The organism is Flavobacterium daejeonense DSM 17708, assembly GCF_000425425.1.
In the GTDB taxonomy this organism is placed as follows: Bacteria; Bacteroidota; Bacteroidia; order Flavobacteriales; family Flavobacteriaceae; genus Flavobacterium; species Flavobacterium daejeonense.
Genome location: NZ_KE384376.1, coordinates 1 through 20,581, shown reverse-complemented (window position 1 = coordinate 20,581; position 20,581 = coordinate 1). Strand labels below are relative to the sequence as shown.

The 20,581-nt window shown below is 34.7% G+C and carries 18 protein-coding genes; 8 read left to right on the top strand and 10 right to left on the bottom strand.

The genetic code is table 11. From position 1 onward, the window contains the following. Window positions 1-359: hypothetical protein (locus tag H599_RS20985; protein WP_035141990.1), on the bottom strand; the 359-nt coding region annotated here is incomplete at its 3' end. A 137-nt stretch (window positions 360-496) separates the two neighbouring features. Between H599_RS20985 and H599_RS20180 the strand changes: the two genes are divergently transcribed. Then, on the top strand, window positions 497-2,791 hold the full coding sequence (locus H599_RS20180) for a peptidase domain-containing ABC transporter (protein WP_035141988.1): 2,295 nt from the start codon (window positions 497-499) through the stop codon (window positions 2,789-2,791). A 22-nt stretch (window positions 2,792-2,813) separates the two neighbouring features. Then, window positions 2,814-4,133: an HlyD family efflux transporter periplasmic adaptor subunit gene (locus tag H599_RS0118840; RefSeq protein WP_026715532.1), complete on the top strand. Its 1,320-nt coding sequence runs from the start codon at window positions 2,814-2,816 to the stop codon at window positions 4,131-4,133. A gap of 8 nt (window positions 4,134-4,141) precedes the next feature. Here H599_RS0118840 and gldD read toward each other — a convergent pair whose 3' ends face one another. The 4 genes from gldD to mutY are packed head-to-tail and all read right to left on the bottom strand — an operon-like array spanning window position 4,142 to window position 7,597. Further along, entirely contained in the window at window positions 4,142-4,726 is a 585-nt protein-coding gene (gldD, locus tag H599_RS0118835; RefSeq protein ID WP_026715531.1) for a gliding motility lipoprotein GldD, read from the bottom strand. Continuing rightward, entirely contained in the window at window positions 4,719-6,017 is a 1,299-nt protein-coding gene (locus H599_RS0118830) for a gliding motility-associated protein GldE (RefSeq protein WP_026715530.1), read from the bottom strand. Before H599_RS0118830 ends, gldD begins: the two co-directional genes overlap by 8 nt. A gap of 23 nt (window positions 6,018-6,040) precedes the next feature. Further along, a complete protein-coding gene (locus H599_RS0118825; RefSeq protein WP_026715529.1) occupies window positions 6,041-6,481 on the bottom strand; it encodes a single-stranded DNA-binding protein in 441 nt (146 codons plus the stop codon). A 51-nt stretch (window positions 6,482-6,532) separates the two neighbouring features. Then, the gene (gene mutY, locus H599_RS0118820) at window positions 6,533-7,597 is read right to left on the bottom strand and encodes an A/G-specific adenine glycosylase (protein ID WP_026715528.1); all 1,065 of its coding nucleotides are present in this window, start codon (window positions 7,595-7,597) and stop codon (window positions 6,533-6,535) included. A 134-nt stretch (window positions 7,598-7,731) separates the two neighbouring features. Between mutY and H599_RS0118815 the strand changes: the two genes are divergently transcribed. Both H599_RS0118815 and H599_RS0118810 read left to right on the top strand, forming a co-directional pair. Next, window positions 7,732-8,022, top strand: a complete 291-nt coding sequence (locus H599_RS0118815; protein ID WP_007805026.1) for an HU family DNA-binding protein — start codon at window positions 7,732-7,734, stop codon at window positions 8,020-8,022. Window positions 8,023-8,432: 410 nt separating this feature from the next. Beyond that, window positions 8,433-9,980: an Rne/Rng family ribonuclease gene (locus H599_RS0118810; protein ID WP_026715527.1), complete on the top strand. Its 1,548-nt coding sequence runs from the start codon at window positions 8,433-8,435 to the stop codon at window positions 9,978-9,980. A 235-nt stretch (window positions 9,981-10,215) separates the two neighbouring features. Here the strand turns inward: H599_RS0118810 and H599_RS0118800 are convergent, their stop codons facing one another. Continuing rightward, the gene (locus tag H599_RS0118800; RefSeq protein ID WP_026715526.1) at window positions 10,216-11,382 is read right to left on the bottom strand and encodes an MFS transporter; all 1,167 of its coding nucleotides are present in this window, start codon (window positions 11,380-11,382) and stop codon (window positions 10,216-10,218) included. Window positions 11,383-11,505: 123 nt separating this feature from the next. On the opposite strand from H599_RS0118800, the gene H599_RS0118795 reads away from it, so the two are divergent. Beyond that, window positions 11,506-12,339, top strand: a complete 834-nt coding sequence (locus H599_RS0118795) for an AraC family transcriptional regulator (RefSeq protein ID WP_026715525.1) — start codon at window positions 11,506-11,508, stop codon at window positions 12,337-12,339. A gap of 1 nt (window position 12,340) precedes the next feature. Here the strand turns inward: H599_RS0118795 and H599_RS0118790 are convergent, their stop codons facing one another. Further along, complete coding sequence (locus H599_RS0118790; RefSeq protein ID WP_026715524.1) at window positions 12,341-12,784, bottom strand: nucleoside deaminase; 444 nt, start codon at window positions 12,782-12,784, stop codon at window positions 12,341-12,343. 38 nt (window positions 12,785-12,822) lie between these two features. Here H599_RS0118790 and H599_RS0118785 point away from each other — a divergent pair, with 38 nt between their 5' ends. Next, window positions 12,823-14,613: a 1-deoxy-D-xylulose-5-phosphate synthase gene (locus H599_RS0118785; RefSeq protein ID WP_026715523.1), complete on the top strand. Its 1,791-nt coding sequence runs from the start codon at window positions 12,823-12,825 to the stop codon at window positions 14,611-14,613. A gap of 28 nt (window positions 14,614-14,641) precedes the next feature. Continuing rightward, window positions 14,642-15,730 carry a DUF3078 domain-containing protein gene (locus tag H599_RS0118780; RefSeq protein ID WP_035141986.1) on the top strand — a complete coding sequence of 363 codons (1,089 nt, stop codon included), beginning with the start codon at window positions 14,642-14,644 and terminating at the stop codon, window positions 15,728-15,730. Window positions 15,731-15,733: 3 nt separating this feature from the next. Here the strand turns inward: H599_RS0118780 and H599_RS0118775 are convergent, their stop codons facing one another. Both H599_RS0118775 and H599_RS0118770 read right to left on the bottom strand, forming a co-directional pair. Next, on the bottom strand, window positions 15,734-17,080 hold the full coding sequence (locus H599_RS0118775) for a deoxyguanosinetriphosphate triphosphohydrolase (protein WP_026715521.1): 1,347 nt from the start codon (window positions 17,078-17,080) through the stop codon (window positions 15,734-15,736). 172 nt (window positions 17,081-17,252) lie between these two features. After that, complete coding sequence (locus tag H599_RS0118770) at window positions 17,253-17,714, bottom strand: Lrp/AsnC family transcriptional regulator (RefSeq protein ID WP_026715520.1); 462 nt, start codon at window positions 17,712-17,714, stop codon at window positions 17,253-17,255. A gap of 152 nt (window positions 17,715-17,866) precedes the next feature. Here H599_RS0118770 and metE point away from each other — a divergent pair, with 152 nt between their 5' ends. Then, window positions 17,867-20,191 carry a 5-methyltetrahydropteroyltriglutamate--homocysteine S-methyltransferase gene (gene metE, locus H599_RS0118765; protein WP_026715519.1) on the top strand — a complete coding sequence of 775 codons (2,325 nt, stop codon included), beginning with the start codon at window positions 17,867-17,869 and terminating at the stop codon, window positions 20,189-20,191. A gap of 62 nt (window positions 20,192-20,253) precedes the next feature. Here the strand turns inward: metE and H599_RS0118760 are convergent. Then, on the bottom strand, window positions 20,254-20,581 hold a 328-nt coding region (locus H599_RS0118760), incomplete at its 5' end, for an IS3 family transposase (RefSeq protein WP_026714225.1).

Sequence of the window (20,581 nt, the reverse complement as noted above, 5' to 3'; positions counted from 1 at the left end):
CCGCTGCTACTGTAACCACCGGATCCCATCCAAAATAGAGAATTCAAAAAATAAGGATCAGTTAAAAGCCCATTACTAGAGTAACTTCCACTTGAAGAATAGCCATAACCACCACTTGAATGATTTGAAGATATAACAACTTCATTAAGCATTCCTCCATAAATAGTTGTAGAACCATCTTCATTCATTATATATGAACCTGCTGGTACATTATTAAAATTACCATTCTGAATATCATCAAGAAATTGTTGCCACGTATATCCACCACTCCCTCCAACAAACTGCATTAAATCTTCTTTAAAGATAACCTCCATTTCCTGCTCCAGCAGCTCAAATGCTAATTTTGCTTTGTTTTTCATAGTTAAAATATGTTTAAGTTAAATAATAAGAGTAGTTTATAATTTTATCGCAACACAATATTAGAAAAAAAATCTTATAAATAATGTTTTTTTTAAATAAAAAATATCTTACGTTTGCTTATTACTTAATTTCGTCTATGCAATTATATAGTTTTCCCTGTGACAGACAAATGGACATGATGGATTGTGGTCCTGCTTGTTTAAAAATGATAGCCAAACATTATGGCAAGTTTTACTCTTTACAATACCTAAGAGATAAATGCGGTATAACAAAGGAAGGAGTCTCTTTTCTGGATTTGAGTCATGCAGCCGAAGGAATTGGATTGCGCACAATATCACTTAAATGCAGCATGGAAGACTTGTTGTACAAAGTTCCTTTGCCAGCACTGGTACATTGGGACACAAACCACTATATTGTGGTTTACAAAACCAAACCAAAATATTCTCGAAAAGATGCAAAAAATGAAAATGTAATTGCCAGAGGAACTATTTATGTTTCAGATCCCGCAAAAGGGCATATAAAATACTCTGCCGAAGAATTTGCTGCCAAATGGCTAAAACACAATTCTTCAGATGAAAAAAAAAGAGAGAATAAAGAACAACTTGGCATCCTGATGGCTATCGAGCCTCAGGCTGATTTTTACAACCGGGAAGCCGATGAAAAACTGGAACGCAAAAAAACGTTTGAAAATTTCTTAGGCTATTTTAAACCTTACAAAAAAAGTTTCGTAAACCTTTTTGTGGTGATGCTTTTAGTAACCATTTTACAGGGCTTTTTGCCTTTCATCAGCAAAGCGGTTATCGATGTGGGCATACAAACTCATGATATCGATTTTATCAATATAGTATTAGCAGCCAATATTGCAATTATTGTAAGTGTACTATTAAGCAATATGGTTCGCGATTGGATTTTACTGCATATCACTTCCCGAATAAATATTGCTTTAATATCAGATTATCTAATCAAATTAATGCAGTTGCCTATTACTTTTTTTGAAAACAAAATGACTGGGGATATTTTGCAACGGGCACAAGATCATGAACGTATAAGGAGTTTTTTAATGAACAACTCCTTGAATATGATTTTTTCTACTTTAACCTTTTTGGTTTTTGGAATTATCATGTTTTTCTATAATCCCATAATTTTTTATATTTTTTTAACCGGAAGTACTATTTATGTACTTTGGGTGATGGCTTTTCTTAAAATTCGCAAGAAACTGGATTGGGAATATTTTGATTTAGTGAGTAAAAACCAAAGTTACTGGGTGGAAACCATTGGTAGTATCCAGGATATCAAAATTAATAATTACGAGAAACCCCGGCGCTGGAAATGGGAGAATATACAAGCCCGTTTGTACAAAGTCAACCTGAAAATATTAAACATAACCAATACCCAGAATTTAGGCGCACAATTTATTGATAGTTTAAAAAATCTTTTTATCACATTTTATTGTGCCAAGGCGGTAATAAATGGTGAAATTACTTTCGGAGTAATGATATCGACCCAGTTCATTATAGGAATGTTGAATGCACCTGTTGTTCAGTTCATTCAATTTATTATCTCTTTTCAGTTTGCTCAAATCTCATTTTTGCGGTTAAATGAAATTCATCAGTTAAAGGATGAACATGAAGATGTAGGAACTAACAATGTAGAATTGCCCGAAAACAAAAGCTTAATAGTCAACAATGTTTCTTTTCAATATACCCCTAACTCTTCGGTAGTATTAAAAAATATACGTTTGATGATTCCCGAAGGGAAAGTTACTGCAATTGTAGGCGATAGTGGTAGCGGAAAATCTACGCTATTAAAATTACTATTACGCTTATACAAACCTAGTTATGGCGATATTATGATAGGTAGTATGAATATCAACAATATTAGTTTAAAACAATGGCGTGATAAATGTGGTGCCGTTATGCAGGATGGTAAAATATTCAACGACACCATATTAAACAATGTAGTATTGGATGATGAAAAAATTGATTATGCCAAATTAAAGAAAGCATTGCATACAGCCAATATTGCTCAGGAAATAGAACAACTGCCGTTAGGTTATCAAACTATGATGGGAGAACAAGGAAGAGGATTAAGTGGTGGTCAAAAACAAAGAATTTTAATAGCCAGAGCCTTATATAAAAATCCTGATTATTTGTTTTTTGACGAAGCAACAAATAGTCTCGACACCATAAACGAACAAAAAATTGTAACTGCCTTAGATGATGTATTCAAAGATAAAACAGTTATTGTTGTTGCCCATCGTTTAAGTACTATTCGCAAAGCCGATCAAATAATCGTAATGCAGGGTGGGATGGTAGTCGAAATAGGAAATCATGATAAACTAATGGAACATAAAGGTCGATATTTCCAATTAGTCGAATCCCAAACTGAATCAACTGCAATAATTACAGAACTTAACACAACAAGCAATTAATTTTGTACATCATTAAATTAAAATGAACGAAACAGAAAAAATATACTATAAAACAGAACGTACCGAAGAAGTACAACAAATTATAGAACGAATGCCAACTCGTTTTGGATTATGGATTACCATTATTGTAATGTCTTTATTTAGTCTTATGTTTTTTTTCGGATATAAAATCCGTTATCCAGATGTGGTAATGGGTCAAATTACGATAAATACTCACGCTGCTCCCATAAAGTTGATTGCCAATACTAATGGTAAACTACATTTAAATGGATTAAAATCTTTAGCAACTGTTAAAGAAAATGATATAGTAGCCTATGTACAAAACTCCGCAGACTTAAAAGACGTAGAATATGTAAATAGTTTAATTAAAAGTTATAATCCTACAGAAGATAAAATAATCGATTTAATATCAAAATTGCCTAAAAACTTAGCTTTAGGTGAACTCAATTCAATATATTATGCTTTTGTCAATTCACTACAAGAATTAGCTAATTATAAACATGATAAATTATTCGAAAAACAGGAAGAAAGTTTACGCAAACTTAGCCTTGAACAAGAAAAAGCCATACAATCAAGTGCTTTGAAAGTTAAAACTGGTGCTAATAGTCTTAGATATATGCAAAAATTTCATCGTCGTGATTCTGTATTATTAAGCAAACAAATTGTTAGTGAAGCCGATTTTGACCAAACAGAAATAACTTATTTGAACAGTAAAGACAACTATCAAAATGCAATTAGCAATTTAATTAATAACCGTCAACAAGCCCAGCAAACTGAAAGTAAAATACAGGAAATTTCTATCCAAAAAACAGAGAAAGAAAAAGAACTTAAACTAGCTGTTTTATCTACCTATACCGATTTACAAGACAATATTAAAATTTGGGAACAAAAATATGTATTTAGAGCACCATTTAACGGTAAAGTACAATTTTTAAAATTCTGGACAACCAACCAATTTGTTCAAAGTGGAGAACCTATTTTCACCGTAATTCCTAAAAATGATCAAGCCATTGGACAAGTCATATTGCCGATAAAAGGAGCCGGAAAAGTAAAAAAAGGACAAGAAGTTATCGTTAAACTAGAAGATTATCCATATGTAGAATACGGTTCGATAAAAGGGAAAGTACAATCTATCTCCTTAACCACAAATTCTACAAAAACCGAAAATGGAGATATTGAAACTTATATGATTATGGTTGACTTTCCTCAACAATTAAAAACAAATTACGGCACTGTATTAGATTTTAAATTCGAAGCAAAAGGAACCGCTGAAATAATCACCAACGACAGAAGGTTAATCCAACGATTATTTGATAACTTGAAGTATATCATAAAAAAATAACTTCATTATTATTTCCAATACAAAGTTTCCATCAAACGCTGCATATCGTTTTTAATATAACTCGCAGCCGGCATAATGGAATCAAAATTAGGTTTGGCATAAAAATAAACCGAAGCCGTTAAAAAATGTCGGGTACTATCTGTCAAATAAAACTGAGAGTTGGTCGCCGCATTCCCATCCACCTGGTAAAACATTCCGTACACTTTCTTCTCCGGATTTAAATACGGTTGTTCTAAAATATCATCAGCTTTAATTACGTGTTCAAAAGTTAGTTTTTGAGCATCACGCAACAATTTGTTCAAATTATTATTTACCGGTTTATATGTCAGATAAATAGTTGCTTTCATCTTTGGATACGAAATCGTAAATCCGCAATCCTTTTCTCCTTTTATAATCGCCTTTGCATTGATATCAAAAGCAAAAGGACAGCTATTTTCAAAATGCGCATACTGAGCCATCGGATAATCCAGTCGCAAATAAGCAGCCGGTTTAGGTAAAACTTCCTTTTTACAAGCCGAAAACAGCACTATAAAACACACAACAACAGACGGAACTAAAATCTTTTTCTTATCCACACACTTTAAATTAAACATCAATAGTAACTTTTATCTGTTTGATACGTTTTTTATCCACCACTTCAATCGTAAAAACACAATTTTCAAAAGCAATCTTTTGCCCTTTAGCCGGGAAATCACCTGAAATTTCCAAAATAAACCCCGCTAAAGTTTCGGCCTCTCCTTTTTTCTCTTCAAATAATTCTTCGTCAACATCAACAATTCGATAAAAATCCTTGAGATTAATTTTTCCCTCAAAAAGGAAATTACGCTCGTCTATTTGTGAAAAATTAATATCCTCATCATCAAATTCATCACTAATATCGCCAACAATTTCCTCGATAACATCTTCCAGAGAAACCAAACCGGAAGTTCCGCCATATTCATCCACCACAATAGCCAAATGACTTTTCATTGCCTGAAAATCTTTCAACAAATTGTCTAACTTTTTATTTTCCGGCACAAAGAACGGCTCTCTTATCAGAGTTGTCCAGTCAAAATTTTGCTTGTCAATATGCGGCAACAAATCTTTGATAAACAAAACCCCTTCAATTTGATCAATATTATCCCGATAGACAGGAATTCGGGAATAACCTTTTTCTAAAATTTTAATGTAAATTTCATCAAAAGTCTCCGAAATTTCCAACGCAAAAATATCAATTCGGGGACTCATAACCTGTTTGGTATCGGTATTTCCAAAAGACACAATTCCTTCCAAAATTTTCTGTTCATCAGTCGAAGTTTCATCCGCAGCGGTTAACTCCAAAGCCTGCGACAATTGGTCAACCGAAAAATTAGTTTTTTGTTTTCCTAATTTATTATGCAAATAAACCGTAGCCGAACGCATTGGAATACTTATTGGAGACAGAAACTGATCTAAAACCGAAATAGGATAAGCAATCGTTTTGGCAAATTTGATATTATTTCGGCTGGCATATACTTTTGGCAAAACCTCACCAAAAAGCAACAACAGAAAAGTAACCACAATTACCTCAAAAATAAATTTTAACAAAGGCGAAGTGATGACCGCAAACAAATCGGAACCAATAAAAGAGAAAAGAATAACGACTCCTATATTTATAAAGTTATTCGCTACAAGAAGTGTTGCCAATAATTTTTTAGGTCGCTGCAATAGCTCTGAAAGAATTTTTCCGGTAGAAAGATTTTCCTGAAGCGCCTCATCGATATCTTTTTGCGAAAGCGAAAACAAGGCAACTTCGGCTCCGGAAACAACTGCTGAACAAAAAAGCAACACAAATATTCCGGCAAAACCGAACAATAGATTTACATCTAAAGTATAAACAAAATTAAAACTGGGCTCCGGGTCCAAATTAGAAAAAATTAGTTAAACAATTAAAAAGGCAAATCATTTATAGGCAAGCCTTTATTGGGCGTGTCAAAATTAGTGTTTTTAGTAGCATCCGGATGCTGAATTTGTTTGTTGTTTTCAGTCTCTTTTTTAGTTGTTAAAAAAGTAAATTCCGTCACCTGAATTTCAACAGTATGCTTCGTCGAACCATCTTCTGCCTGCCATTGACGGGATTTAATCCTTCCTTCTACATAAATCTTATCTCCTTTTGATAAATATTTTTCACATATTTCAGCCGCTTTATTACGAACTACAATATTATGCCATTCGGTTGAAACAATCCGCTCATTGGTTGTCTTATTAATATACACTTCATTCGTGGCCAATTGAAATCTTCCAATACAATTACCTGCATCAAAATAGTGCATTTTAACATCGTCACCCAAATGACCAATAAGCATCACCTTATTTAATGTTCCGTTCATAATATACAAGCTGGTATTGTTACCAAAGATACATTTTTTACTCCTTATTTTCTATACCGATTCAATAAAATTATGAATTACAATTGGAAACGGATATTGCCTTAACTCCTCTTTGGTAATTCCGTTAACCAACTCCCCTTTTACATTCAGCTTCCAAAACTTAATATGCAAATGCTGATGCGACAATTTATGCACAATACTTTTTTCGTTGCAAGCCTGCATACTTATAATAGGATTAGCAAAAAAAGAGTTCGCCGCAACCGCATTAGAAACAAACTCAAAATCTTCTTCCTGCAAAGTTTCAATCAAAGGAAACTCGTATAAATTATGCCAAATTCCCTTAGCAGTTCTTTTTTGCACCAAAGTCTTCTCATCGGCATCCGAAACCATAATATAATTAAAATAGCGATTAGTCACTTTTACTTTTTTGGATTTCACCGGCAATAACTCAACTTTCTTTTTTTGCAAAGCCGCACAACTTTCATTAAAAACACAGACTGAACAATCAGGACTTTTAGGCACACATTGCAGTGCCCCAAACTCCATTATTGCCTGATTGAAAATGGCAGGATTAGCTTCGCTCAGTTCGGCTTCGCCTCGGGTGTCTTTCGGCATTAATTCGAAAGCTAAGGCTGCAAATTCTTTTTTGGCGGAAGCCTGAGCAATATCAGTTTCAATATCAAAATACCGGGAAAGTACTCTAAATACATTTCCGTCCACTACCGGAACGGCTTCATTATAAGAAAAAGAAGCAATGGCCGCAGCAGTATAATCGCCCACTCCTTTTAATTGTAACAAATCTTTATAGTTGTCCGGGAAAACTCCGTTTAATTCCGTCGCAATATATTGAGCTGTTTTATGCAGATTTCGGGCACGGGAATAATAACCTAATCCCTGCCACAATTTCAACACCTGTTCTTCATCGGCATTTGCCAAATCAAAAACCGTTGGAAAAGCTTCAACAAAAGACAAAAAATAGGGCAATCCCTGCGCTACTCGCGTCTGTTGCAGCATAATTTCTGAGAGCCAAATCAGGTAAGGATTGGTGGTTTTTCGCCATGGCAAATTACGCTTATTTTCTAAATACCACTTTATTAACGAGTTATAAAAAATCATTATAAAAAATTTGTTGACAAAAGTAAAAGTTTATGTAATTAAAATTTAATGAATTAGCTTGAATAATTGTTTTTTTAATTCATATATTTGCACACTCAAAAAAATTATTACAAAATAATAAATAAGGAAAGAAAATGACGAAAGCAGATATCGTAGCGAAAATTTCAGAAAAATTAGGTCTTGAAAAAGGTGATGTTCAAGCAACAGTTGAGACTTTTATGGAGGAAGTAAAAACTTCATTAGAAACTGGAGACAATGTATATTTAAGAGGTTTTGGTAGCTTTATCGTAAAGACAAGAGCAGAGAAAACAGGTAGAAATATCTCTAAAAACACTACAATCAAAATTCCTGCACACAATATTCCTGCTTTCAAACCTGCAAAAGTATTTGTAGAAGGAGTAAAAACAAACAACGAAGCAAAATAATATTAATTAATCATAAAATCGACAAGATATGCCAAGTGGTAAAAAAAGAAAAAGACATAAGGTAGCGACTCACAAACGTAAAAAAAGAGCGAGAGCTAACCGTCACAAAAAGAAAAAGTAGTTTATAACTACTTTTTTCTTTTTAAACGTTCATTGAAATTTGGGAAATTTCAAAAATTTCAAAAAATAAAATCCAAAATCCAAAAATCACGAAATCATCATAGATTAAATTTGGAATTTAGAATTTAAAAATTGAGATTTTACTTTTCCCTCCGGGTTAATACCTGTTCAAAAATATTGTTTAATCCATCCTTGTAGAAGTTGATAGTTGATAGTTGATAGTTGATCGCTTTTTGCCAACAACTAACAACAAACAACTGACAACCTATTCACGGATAAAAATTTACAACGTGAATAAAGAATTAATCATTCGATCTAGTTCTGATTCCGTAGATTTTGCCTTATTAAAAGATGGAAAACTAATTGAATTACACAAAGAAGAAGAAACCAGCAATTTTCAGGTAGGCGATATTTTTATTGCTAAAATCAGAAAACCTGTTGCCGGACTTAACGCTGCTTTTGTAAATGTAGGCTTTGAAAAAGATGCTTTTTTACATTATCACGACTTAGGTCCTAATCTAACTTCCCAACTGAAATTCATAAAACTTGTAAGCGCAGGTAAAATAAAAGATTTCTCCCTAAAAAACTTTCAGTTTGAAAAAGAGATAGATAAAGACGGCACTATTACTGATGTAATCAATGCCAATCAATCTATCTTAGTACAGGTTGTAAAAGAACCAATATCAACCAAAGGTCCAAGAATAAGCGCTGAGCTTTCTCTTGCCGGACGTTTTATTGTGTTAGTTCCTTTCTCTGACCGCGTTTCTATTTCTCAAAAAATAGAAGACAAAAAAGAAAAAGACCGACTTAAAAAACTGGTACAATCTATCAAACCAAAAGGATTTGGCGTTATTGTTCGCACAGTAGCCGAAGGCAAAAACACAGCCGAATTAGAAAAAGATTTGCAGAATCTGCTTAACAGATGGACTGCAATGTGTAAGAAATTACCAACTGCTCATCATCCCTCAAAAGTTTTGGGTGAACTCAACAGAGCTTCCTCCATTCTTAGAGACGTTTTCAACGATACTTTTACCAGTATTCAAATAGATGATGAAGAGTTGTACCATCAAACCAAGGATTACCTGCAAGAAATTGCACCATCCAAACAATCAATTGTAAAGTTTTATCAATCAAATGACACGCCTATTTTCGAGAAATTCAATATAGAGAGACAAATCAAAACTTCCTTTGGAAAAACCGTTTCCATGAGTAAAGGAGCTTATCTTATTATTGAACATACCGAAGCTTTACACGTTATTGACGTGAACAGCGGAAACCGTTCGAATAAAGCGACTAATCAAGAAGACACGGCGATGGAAGTGAATATGATTGCCGCAGCCGAAATAGCCAGACAACTGCGTTTGCGCGATATGGGCGGAATAATCGTAGTAGATTTTATCGATATGTCGAATCCCGAAAATCGCAAAGTCCTCTTCGACTTCCTGAGGGAAGAAATGAGCGATGATAAAGCAAAACACAAAATCTTACCTCCGAGTAAATTTGGATTAGTCCAAATTACCAGACAAAGAGTAAGACCGGAAAGAAATATTAAAACCAGAGAAGAAGATCCAAACAATGAAAATGGTGAAATTGAAGCACCAATTTTAATCATTGATAAAATCAATGCCGACCTGGAAAGAGTTTTAAAAACCCACAAAAAAGTAGTACTCAATGTACACCCGTTTGTGGCTGCATACCTCAGCAAAGGTTTTCCATCATTACGTTCAAAATGGTTTCTTGAACATAAAAAATGGGTGAAAATTATACCACGTGACGCTTACACGTATTTAGAATATCATTTCTTTGACAATAAAGGAAATGTTATTAAAGAAGACTAAACAAAAAACCGTTTCGATTTATTTCGGAACGGTTTTTTTGTGTCTTATTTTTACTAAACTAGAAGAAAAATTGAATGCAAATAAATTCAAACAAACATTTTAAGTTTGCACGCAGATTTGGCAGATTTTCACAGATTAGGGATTAATTAACAGCTTTAACAAAAGAAAAATCTGCTAAAATCTGCCAAATCTGCGTGCAATTTTTACTTTAATTATTTAATATGTAATGCTAAATTCAAATCGCAGCTAACTTCATTACACGCCTTTTTCTTTGTAAAAATACCACTGTAAACAGCACACCACAAATAGACATGGTTACACCAACTAAATTAGGAGAAGCATAACTAAATCCTGCAATTAATGGCAATCCACCCAGAAAAGCTCCTAATGCATTTCCGGTATTAAAAGCAGCCTGAATCGCTGCCGAAGCAATCATTTCGGCACCAACAGCCGTTTGAATCATCAAGGTTTGAATAGGTGCTGCAACTGCAAAGGCAATACAACCCGTAGAAAACACCAAAGCCAGACTCACATATTGATTATATGAAAAGAAAAACACCAACAACAAATCGACAGCCATAACTAACAACAACAAAATAATTGTTTTTTCAGTCGAATAGCGATCCGCTAATTTCCCTCCTATAAAATTTCCTAAAACCATCCCTAAACCGGCCAGCATCATCACATAAGGCACATCCGCAGCATCAAAACCCGAAATCGAAACCAACAAAGGAGCGATGTAACTTATCCAACAAAACAAACCGCCTGCTCCAATAGCCGTAATTAAAATAACCAGCCAGGCTTCTATTTTCTTGAAAAACTGCAATTGAGTACGCATCCCTTCTCTGCCTTTCGCTTCCAAATTTGGCATCCAAAAATAAAGCGAAGCCACTGTTAAAGTCCCCACAATTGTAATAATTATAAAAGTATATCGCCAGGAAAAATGATGCCCTATATACGTTCCAAGCGGAACCCCAAGAAGATTTGCAATCGTTAAACCTGCAAACATAACCGAAATAGCCTGCGCTTCTTTACCTTTATCCGCAAGTCGGCTGGCAACCACAGCACCTACCCCAAAAAAAGCACCATGTGGCAATCCCGAAAGTAATCGCACAGCAAAAAGAAACCCATAATTAGGTGCAATTATCGAAAGCGAATTAAACAATGTAATCATAGAAGCCAAAATTAAAAGCGTTTTTTTAGGCGGAAAATTTCGCGTAATAATCACCAACAAAGGCGCCCCAATAACCACACCAAGCGCATATGCCGAAATTAAATGTCCCGCAACAGGGATACTAATACTTAAATTTTGGGCTATATCCGGCAATATTCCCATCATCACAAATTCGGTAATTCCGATTGTCAAACCGCCCAAAGCCAGTGTAAGCAAACTTTTTTTCATTCTATTCTACCTAAAAATTAACAATAGAGATTATTAATCACAACCTCTTTTTATTCTGCAAATTTATTGACATTCGCTTCAAATAAGTTGTAATTTTACAACATAAACTTGCAATTTTAGGTTATGAAAAAATTAAATCAATTTGACACCTTAGCCATAGACGAATTTGAGGAAGACCAATACCACCTTCCCCGACACAGTCACACCTATTACGAGATTATTTACATCATCAAAGGAAACGGAATCCATCAACTGAACAAAAACCTGATTCCATATCAAAGCGGAGATTTATTTCTACTTTCAACCGATGACGAACATTATTTTGATATTAAAGAAACCACCCGGTTTTTCTTTATCAAATTTACCGACACCTATTTTAATTCGAATAAAAAACTTTCCTGTGACGAATTTTTACTCAACACACCGGAAAATTTTATGCGCGAACAATCACTGAAAGAAAATGTTTTAAAACTAAACGAAAGCTGTGCGGGTATTCTAAAAAACACCATCGACAACATCCGAACCTACAATAACACCGGAAATATTTCAACTTCGCCAATTGCTTTTTATCAAATCTTATCCATTTTTGGTTTAATCAAAGAAAGTTTGCAGCAACAAAACATCAAATTTTTAGGATCCGGAATTGACAACGACCAGATTATCTCTTACATTCATCAAAATATTTACAAACCAAAACTGGTGCAAATAAAAACGATTGCAGCTCATTTTAATATTTCTCAAAATTATTTCGGAAGTTATTTCAAACGCAATTTCACCATAAGCTATCGGGAATATTGCAACAAACTCAAAACCCAATTAATAGAAAAGAGAATTCAAAACAAACAACTGTCGCTAAAACAAATTGCCTACGAATTTGGCTTCACCGATGAAAGCCATCTTTCCAATTATTTTAAAAAACAACGGAATATAAACCCTGGTGCGCTGAAGAAACTATAAACTACTTTCTCTTCGAAGCAAAAAAACGTTTCATCAAATTGGCAGCTTCTTCAGCCATAATTCCGGAAACCACGGTAGTTTTAGGATGTAGTTTTGTTCCCAGAGTCATAAAACCACGTTGTTCGTCACGGGCTCCAAAAACAATTTTAGTAATCTGGCTCCAATACAAAGCACCGGCACACATCTGGCAAGGTTCCAGAGTCACATAAAGTGTGCAGTCTTTCAGGTATTTTCCACCTAGATAATTGGCAGCAGCAGTTATGGATTGCATTTCGGCATGCGCTGTTACATCATTCAACATTTCAGTCAGATTATGACTTCGGGCAATAACGGTATTATTAACAACAATAACCGCTCCCACAGGAATTTCGCCCTGTTCAAAAGCTATTTCGGCTTCCTGCAAAGCCTTCTTCATAAAATATTCGTCGGTGAAAATGTTTTCCATAGAACAAAAATACAGCATTCAATTTGTACATTTGCACTATGCCGGAAAATTTACTTTCAAACATACAAACACCAACTGATTTACGTTTACTTGACGAAGCGCAACTTCCTCAATTAGCACAGGAATTACGTGATTTCATAATCGATATTGTTTCGGTAAAAGAAGGTCATTTAGGAGCCAGTTTGGGTGTAATCGAATTGACGATTGCTTTGCATTATGTTTTTAACACACCTGATGATGCATTGATTTGGGATGTGGGACATCAGGCTTACGGACATAAAATACTCACCGGACGAAGAGAAAATTTTCATACTAACCGTCAATTAAACGGAATTTCCGGTTTTCCCAAAAGAAGCGAAAGCGAATATGATGCTTTTGGCGTAGGCCACTCCTCTACTTCCATTTCGGCAGCTTTAGGAATGGCACTTGCTTCTAATTTAAAAGGTGATTTCGAAAAACAACACATTGCAGTTATTGGCGATGCTTCGATAGCTTCAGGAATGGCTTTTGAAGGATTAAATCATGCCGGAGTAACTAATGCTAATTTATTAGTGATTCTTAACGATAATGCTATCGGAATTGACCCAAGCGTAGGTGCTTTAAAAAATTACCTTACTGCTGTAAAAGAAGGCAAAAATCCCAAGCAAAACAACATGATAAAATCCCTGAATTTTAATTATTCAGGACCTATCGACGGCAACGATATTTTTACAGTAACTAAAGAACTCAAGCGTTTACAAAAAATAAAAGGCCCTAAATTTCTTCACGTCATTACTACTAAAGGCAAAGGCTTACAACAGGCCGAGGAAAATCAGGTGCAATACCATGCTCCGGGAAAATTTGATCCCTTAACCGGAGAAATCATTCCGAAATCAGAAGAAAATCTTCCTCCAAAATATCAGGACGTTTTTGGGTTAACGATTCTGGATTTGGCGAAAAAAAATCCAAAAATAGTCGGAATTACACCTGCCATGCCTACCGGAAGTTCGTTAAAATTCATGATGGAGGCTTTGCCTGAACGCGCTTTTGACGTAGGTATCGCCGAACAACATGCTGTAACTTTAGCTGCAGGAATGGCTACTCAGGGAATGATGGCGTATTGCAATATTTACTCCACATTTTTACAAAGAGCTTACGATCAGGTTATTCATGATGTAGCTCTACAAAATCTTCCCGTAATTTTTTGTCTGGACAGAGCCGGACTCGTGGGTGAAGATGGCGCAACCCATCACGGCGTTTTTGATATTGCATATTTGCGCTGCATTCCGAATCTGATTATTTATGCTCCGGTCAATGAAATTGCTTTACAAAATATCCTTTACACAGCTCAGTTAGGATTAAATCACCCCATAGCTATCCGTTATCCACGAGGCAGAGGCATTATTAAAAATTGGAAAGAAAATCATTTTGGTGATTACCAAAAAATTGAAATTGGCAAAGCCTACACAATTGAAGAAGGCTCTGAAATTGTGGTCTTATCAAATGGAACCATTGGAAACAATGTAAGTTTAGCGTTAAACGAATTGAAAAATCCGGAACAAATTGCGCACTATGACTTCCCATTTGTTAAACCATTGGATCAAAATACTTTAAATAAAATTTTTCAAAAATTTAAATTCATCATCACAATTGAAGATGGCACAGTTATTGGGGGTTTCGGGAGTGCAATTTTAGAATTCGCAGCACAAAACAATTATCAAAATAATATAAAAACCTTGGGAATCCCTGATAAATTTATAGAACAGGGGACTATCAATGAGTTACAACAATGTTGCGAAATTGACGTTAAAACACTAAAATCACTTTTTTTAAGTTATATAAACAAGTAATTTAAACCTCTAAAATCTCAATTTGATAATGAAAATACAAAATCACTACCTACTCATAATTGGATTTTTATTCCTGACTAACACTCCCGTTTTTTCTCAAGTAGTTACTGATTCTATTAAAACTGATTCTATTAAAAACGATACCATCAAAAAAATTATTATTCCTGTTATGAATGATAATTTTTATCGAAAACCTAAACCTGAAAAACTAAGATATTCTTTTGCCCGTTTTGTTACCATACCTGCAATTGAAAAAACTCCACCTTCCTGCTGGGGTAAAAAAAATGTTTTGGGATTTGACATTTCCGAGATTGCTTTTGTAAACTGGAGTGCCGGTGGAACCAACTCGGTTTCAGGTTTGTTAAAAGGAGATTTTAACCGAACCTATGAAAAAAAACTGGTCAAATGGGTAAACGAACTTAGTATAAGATACGGAATGAACAAGCAGGACGGAATTGAAATCCGCAAAACAGATGATGCTTTCCGATTTAACTCGACTTTTGGATATCGAAAAAATCCCGAAAGCAATTGGTTCCATTCCGCTAAACTTAATTTCAACACGCAATTTACCAACGGTTACAAATATCCCGACAAAGAAAATCCTATTTCACGACTGTTTGCTCCGGCTTATATGTTCTTGGGAACCGGAGCCGAAAACAGCAGCAAGGACAAAAGCCGGGTGATGTATTTTTCTCCGTTTACCTATAAAGCTACTTTTGTTTGGGATCAAACCCTGGCTAACAAAGGAGCTTTTGGTGTTGAAAAAGCCACTTACGATGAAGACGGTAATTTACTAACCAAAGGAAGAAGAGCCAAAAACGAATTGGGTATTTTATTTACCAACAACATTAAAAAAGAAATCGCTAAAAATGTTGTTTTTGTAAATACTCTAAGTTTATACTCAGATTATCTTAATAATTTTGGAAACATCGATGTAGATTGCGACTTAGCCTTAAATTTGGTAGTAAACCAATATGTAAAAGCTAACATTGGCGCCCGAATTCTATACGATGACGATATTAAAAACAAAACCGAAGTTGACGGAGTCACCGTAAACGAAGGTCCTAAAGTTCAAATCAAACAAGTTTTGGGCGTTGGACTTACTTATGCTTTTTAATTCTTAGCGTTTTTTTCTGCCATTTATAGTTTCATAAATTTCCAACGCATTTCCGTCAGTTAGCAAGGAAACATAATGGCAAATATGCAACAAACGGTCGTACAGACTTTCTTTTTCCAAATGATGTTTCTCCGGTAATAATTTCAGGATTAACTTATCATAATTAGAATCGATTCCGTTGAATTTATTGTCATAAGCCGTGATAAATTTATCCAGTAAGGTTTGAATAATTTGGTAACCTACTAATTCTTTTTCAATTACTTCGCGACTTTGGTAAATTTTATCAATACTTATTTTGATAATATCGTCCATTTGCGCTTTGTATTTGCTTTTCTCCATCAAAGCAAAAGGAAATTTCCCCTGCAAAATAGCCTCTTCATTGGCAATAAATACTTTTACGGCATCATTAATCAAACTGCTAATGGCCAAAGCCCGCAAATAACTGATACGGTCTTCTTTAGTAACTAACATTTTATACTTTTTTGTATCAATGTTATCTTTTACTAATTTGATCAAATATTCTAAGGCAAAATCTTCTGAAACCAAACCTAAGTTGATTCCGTCTTCAAAATCAATGATGGTATAACAAATGTCATCGGCAGCTTCTACCAGATAAGCCAAAGGATGTCTTTCGAAACCAATATCCTCTCCGGTTTTATTTGGAATTAATCCCATATCTAGTGCGGCCTCCTGAAAGAATTCCTTATCTGCCTGAAAGAAACCGTATTTTTTATCCGAAATATTGCGCGTTGGTTTTTTAGGCAAACTTTCCTTTGGATATTTCATAAAAGCCCCTAAGGTAGCGTAAGAAATCCGCAATCCACCTTCAATTCCGGGACGACTGGAAGTCATTACCGAAAAACCATTGGCATTTCCTTCAAAATCAATCAAATCCTGCCATTGTTTTGGCGTTAAAAAGGCTTTGTATTTAGCACCTGCACCTTTAGAAAAATATTCGCCGATAGCTTTTTCACCGGAATGGCCAAAAGGTGGATTCCCAATATCATGCGCCAAAGAAGCCGCGGCGACAATAGCTCCAAAATCATTCATATGAAAACCATGAACTTCTTTCAAATAAGGATATTTTTCAATGATTTTTTTCCCAACCAAACGCCCTAAAGAACGTCCCACCACTGAAACTTCTAAACTATGTGTCAATCTAGTGTGCACAAAATCAGTTTTAGAAAGCGGAATTACCTGTGTTTTATCCTGTAAACTTCTAAAAGCAGCCGAAAATATAATTCGGTCATAATCTACTTCAAATCCTAAACGGGTGTCATCCTGTTCAATTCGTAATCGCTTACTTGTATCGCCTTGTCTTTTTAAAGATAAAAGTTGTTCCCAGTTCATTTTGATTTTTATATTACAAATTAAAAACTCAAAAATACATTTTATTTTATGATTTTATAAGACAAAACACAGAAACAAAGCGTATCAAAAAACCGCAGATTCGCAGATTTTCATTTGAATTATCAATTAAAAATCTGCGAATCTGCCGTGAAAATTTATCCTTAGAGTATTATCAAAAATTCAACTCCGTGCTATTCTTTATTTCTCCCATCACAAAAACACTTTGGGTATTCCCAATATTTTCAATGGTTGACAATTTATGCATCACAAAATCCTGATAACTCGCCATATCAGCCACTAAAATTTTCAGCATAAAATCGTAATCTCCGGCTATATTGTAACATTCAATAATTTCAGGTAATGCCACAATATCTTTTACAAAATTAGCGCCTACATTTTTGGCATGCTCTTTCAAGCGGACATTGCAAAAAACCGTCATACTCCGATTGAGTTTTTCTTTGTTCAAAAGCGCCACATATTTCATAATAAAACCTTCACGCTCTAATCTTTTGATACGCTCATAAACCGGAGTTGCCGTCAGAAATAATTGAGCCGCAAGGTCTTTTATACTAATATCAGAGTTCTTTTGAAGCTGTTTTAAGATTTGTAAGTCGATTGAATCTAAATTTTCCATAGAATATTTTACTGTTGAAAGTCACTTTTAAAATTATTATCAGAATAAAAAACTGAAATTTAAAAATTAAACAATTCATTTTACTAAAATAAAAGCCAAATTTAAGTATTAAAAACTACAAACATAACTTTGTAAAGTAAAAAATACTGAATATGAAAACAAACAACTTAGGTTATCCCAGAATAGGAAGCAACCGTGAATTAAAAAAAGCCTGCGAAGCCTATTGGGCAGGAAAAATTACTGCCGAGGAATTATTGAACACAGGAAGAGAAATCCGTATCAATAACTGGAAATTACAGTCGGAAGCCGGAATTGATTTGATTCCATCCAATGATTTTTCTTTTTACGATCAGGTTTTGGATTTCACTTTAACCTTGGGAGCTATTCCAAATCGTTACAGCGAAATCGCAAAAACAAAATCGGCCTTAGATTTGTATTTTGCTATGGCCAGAGGTTCGCAAAAAGACGAACAGGATGTGGTTGCCATGGAAATGACCAAATGGTTTGACACTAATTACCACTATATTGTTCCTGAATTTACTAAAAATCAGGAATTTCAATTATTTTCCTCTAAAATTATAGACGAATTCGTTGAAGCAAAAAATGCCGGATTCCAAACAAAACCAGTTATTATCAGTCCTGTTTCTTATTTATTATTAGGAAAGGAAAAACAGGAAGGATTTCACCGCTTGGAACTTTTGGATAAACTTTTGCCAGTTTATTTCGAAATCATTGAAAAATTAGAAAAAGAAGGTGCTACATACATTCAGTTTGACGAACCATTCTTAGCTCTAAATTTAACCGATTACGAAAGAAAAGCGATTACTTATACTTACAACGAAATCAACAACCGTTTTCCAAACATCAAAGTGATTCTGACGAATTATTTTGACTGTTTTGGTGAAAACATCGAAACGGCTTTAGCACTCCCTGTTCATACATTCCACTTGGATTTAGTACGTTGTCCATCGCAATTAGATGATATTTTAGAGTCAGGAAAATTAGCCAACAATGTAAAACTTTCATTAGGAGTGGTTGACGGAAGAAATATTTGGAAAAATGATTTTAAAAAATCGTTGGCAATTATCGAAAAAGCGGTTTCAGCACTAGGTGAAAACCGAATTTTCATTGCCCCTTCCTGCTCGTTAATTCATTCGCCTTGTGATTTGGATTTGGAAACCAATGAAGAAAACTTAAGTTCTGAAATTAAGCAATGGTTGGCTTTTGCTAAACAAAAAATCAATGAAGTAGTTACGCTTCGCAATTTGGCTTCAGGTGAAATTACCGAAAGCGATCAGGCGCATTTTCAGGAAAATACCATCGCTAATGAAAACCGTAAAAAATCGACTTTAATCCACAATAATGCGGTAAAAAACAGAGTAGCCAGTATTACTAAAGGTGATGATCAAAGAATAAATGCTTTTGCTATTCGAAGAAAAAAACAGGCAGAAGCCCTGCAATTGCCTTTATTTCCTACTACTACTATTGGTTCTTTTCCACAAACAGCCGAGGTAAGAAGCTGGAGAGCAAAATTCAAAAAAAGAGAATTATCTCAGTACGAATACGATGCTTTACTGGAAAAGGAAACCGAAGAAACGATTCGTTTTCAGGAAGAATCCGGCATTGATGTTTTGGTTCATGGTGAGTTTGAACGTAACGACATGGTAGAATATTTTGGAGAGCAATTAGATGGTTTTGCTTTCACTAAAAACGGCTGGGTGCAGAGTTATGGTAGCCGTTGTGTAAAACCTCCGGTTATTTATGGTGACGTTTCCCGTCCCAAACCAATGACGGTAAAATGGGCAGAATTTGCACAATCATTAACTTCAAAATGGGTAAAAGGAATGCTTACCGGACCAGTAACTATCCTGCAATGGTCGTTTGTACGTAACGATCAGCCGCGTTCTGAAACCTGTACGCAAATTGCCTTGGCTATCCGTGATGAAGTAGTCGATTTAGAAAAAGCAGGAATCAAAATCATTCAAATTGACGAACCAGCTATTCGTGAAGGATTGCCTTTGCGTAAAGAAGAATGGGATAATTATTTAGACTGGGCAATCAAAGCTTTTAGAATTTCGGCTAGTGGTGTTGCCGATGATACTCAAATTCACACCCATATGTGTTACAGCGAGTTTAATGATATTATTCAAAATATTGCCGACATGGATGCCGATGTCATTACTATTGAATGTTCGCGTTCGCAAATGGAACTATTAGACGCTTTCGCTAACTTCAAATACCCTAACGAAATTGGTCCCGGAGTTTACGACATTCACTCCCCACGTGTCCCTTCACATGATGAAATGGTTCATTTACTTGAAAAAGCGGCGGCCGTAATTCCTGCTAACCAACTTTGGGTAAACCCTGACTGCGGATTAAAAACCCGTCATTGGGAAGAAACCAGAAAAGCTTTGATTGAAATGGTTAAAGCTGCTCAACAAATGCGAGTTGCTGCCGAAAAAACAATACTTGCCTAATTTTTTTTAAATTAAAAACCCTGAATAATAGACTGCACCCAAAAGTTTAGACAAATTAATAATTAATTTTGATAATGATGAGCTCGATATTGTATCGGGCTCATTTTGTTTAAATTTGATTTAATTCTTTGGTTATTATAATAGACAATGTATTGATGAATTTCTTCTTTCAATTGAATTATAGAGTTATATTTTTTAAGGTAAAATAGCTCTGATTTGATTATTCCAAAGAAATTTTCAATAATAGCGTTATCCAAACAATTTCCTTTTCTCGACATGCTTTGTATGATTCCTTTTTGTTTTAATAAAAATTGATATTGTTTCATTTGATATTGCCAACCCTGGTCTGAATGTAAGATTAGATTAGTATTGTTTGGTATTTTTTTAAAT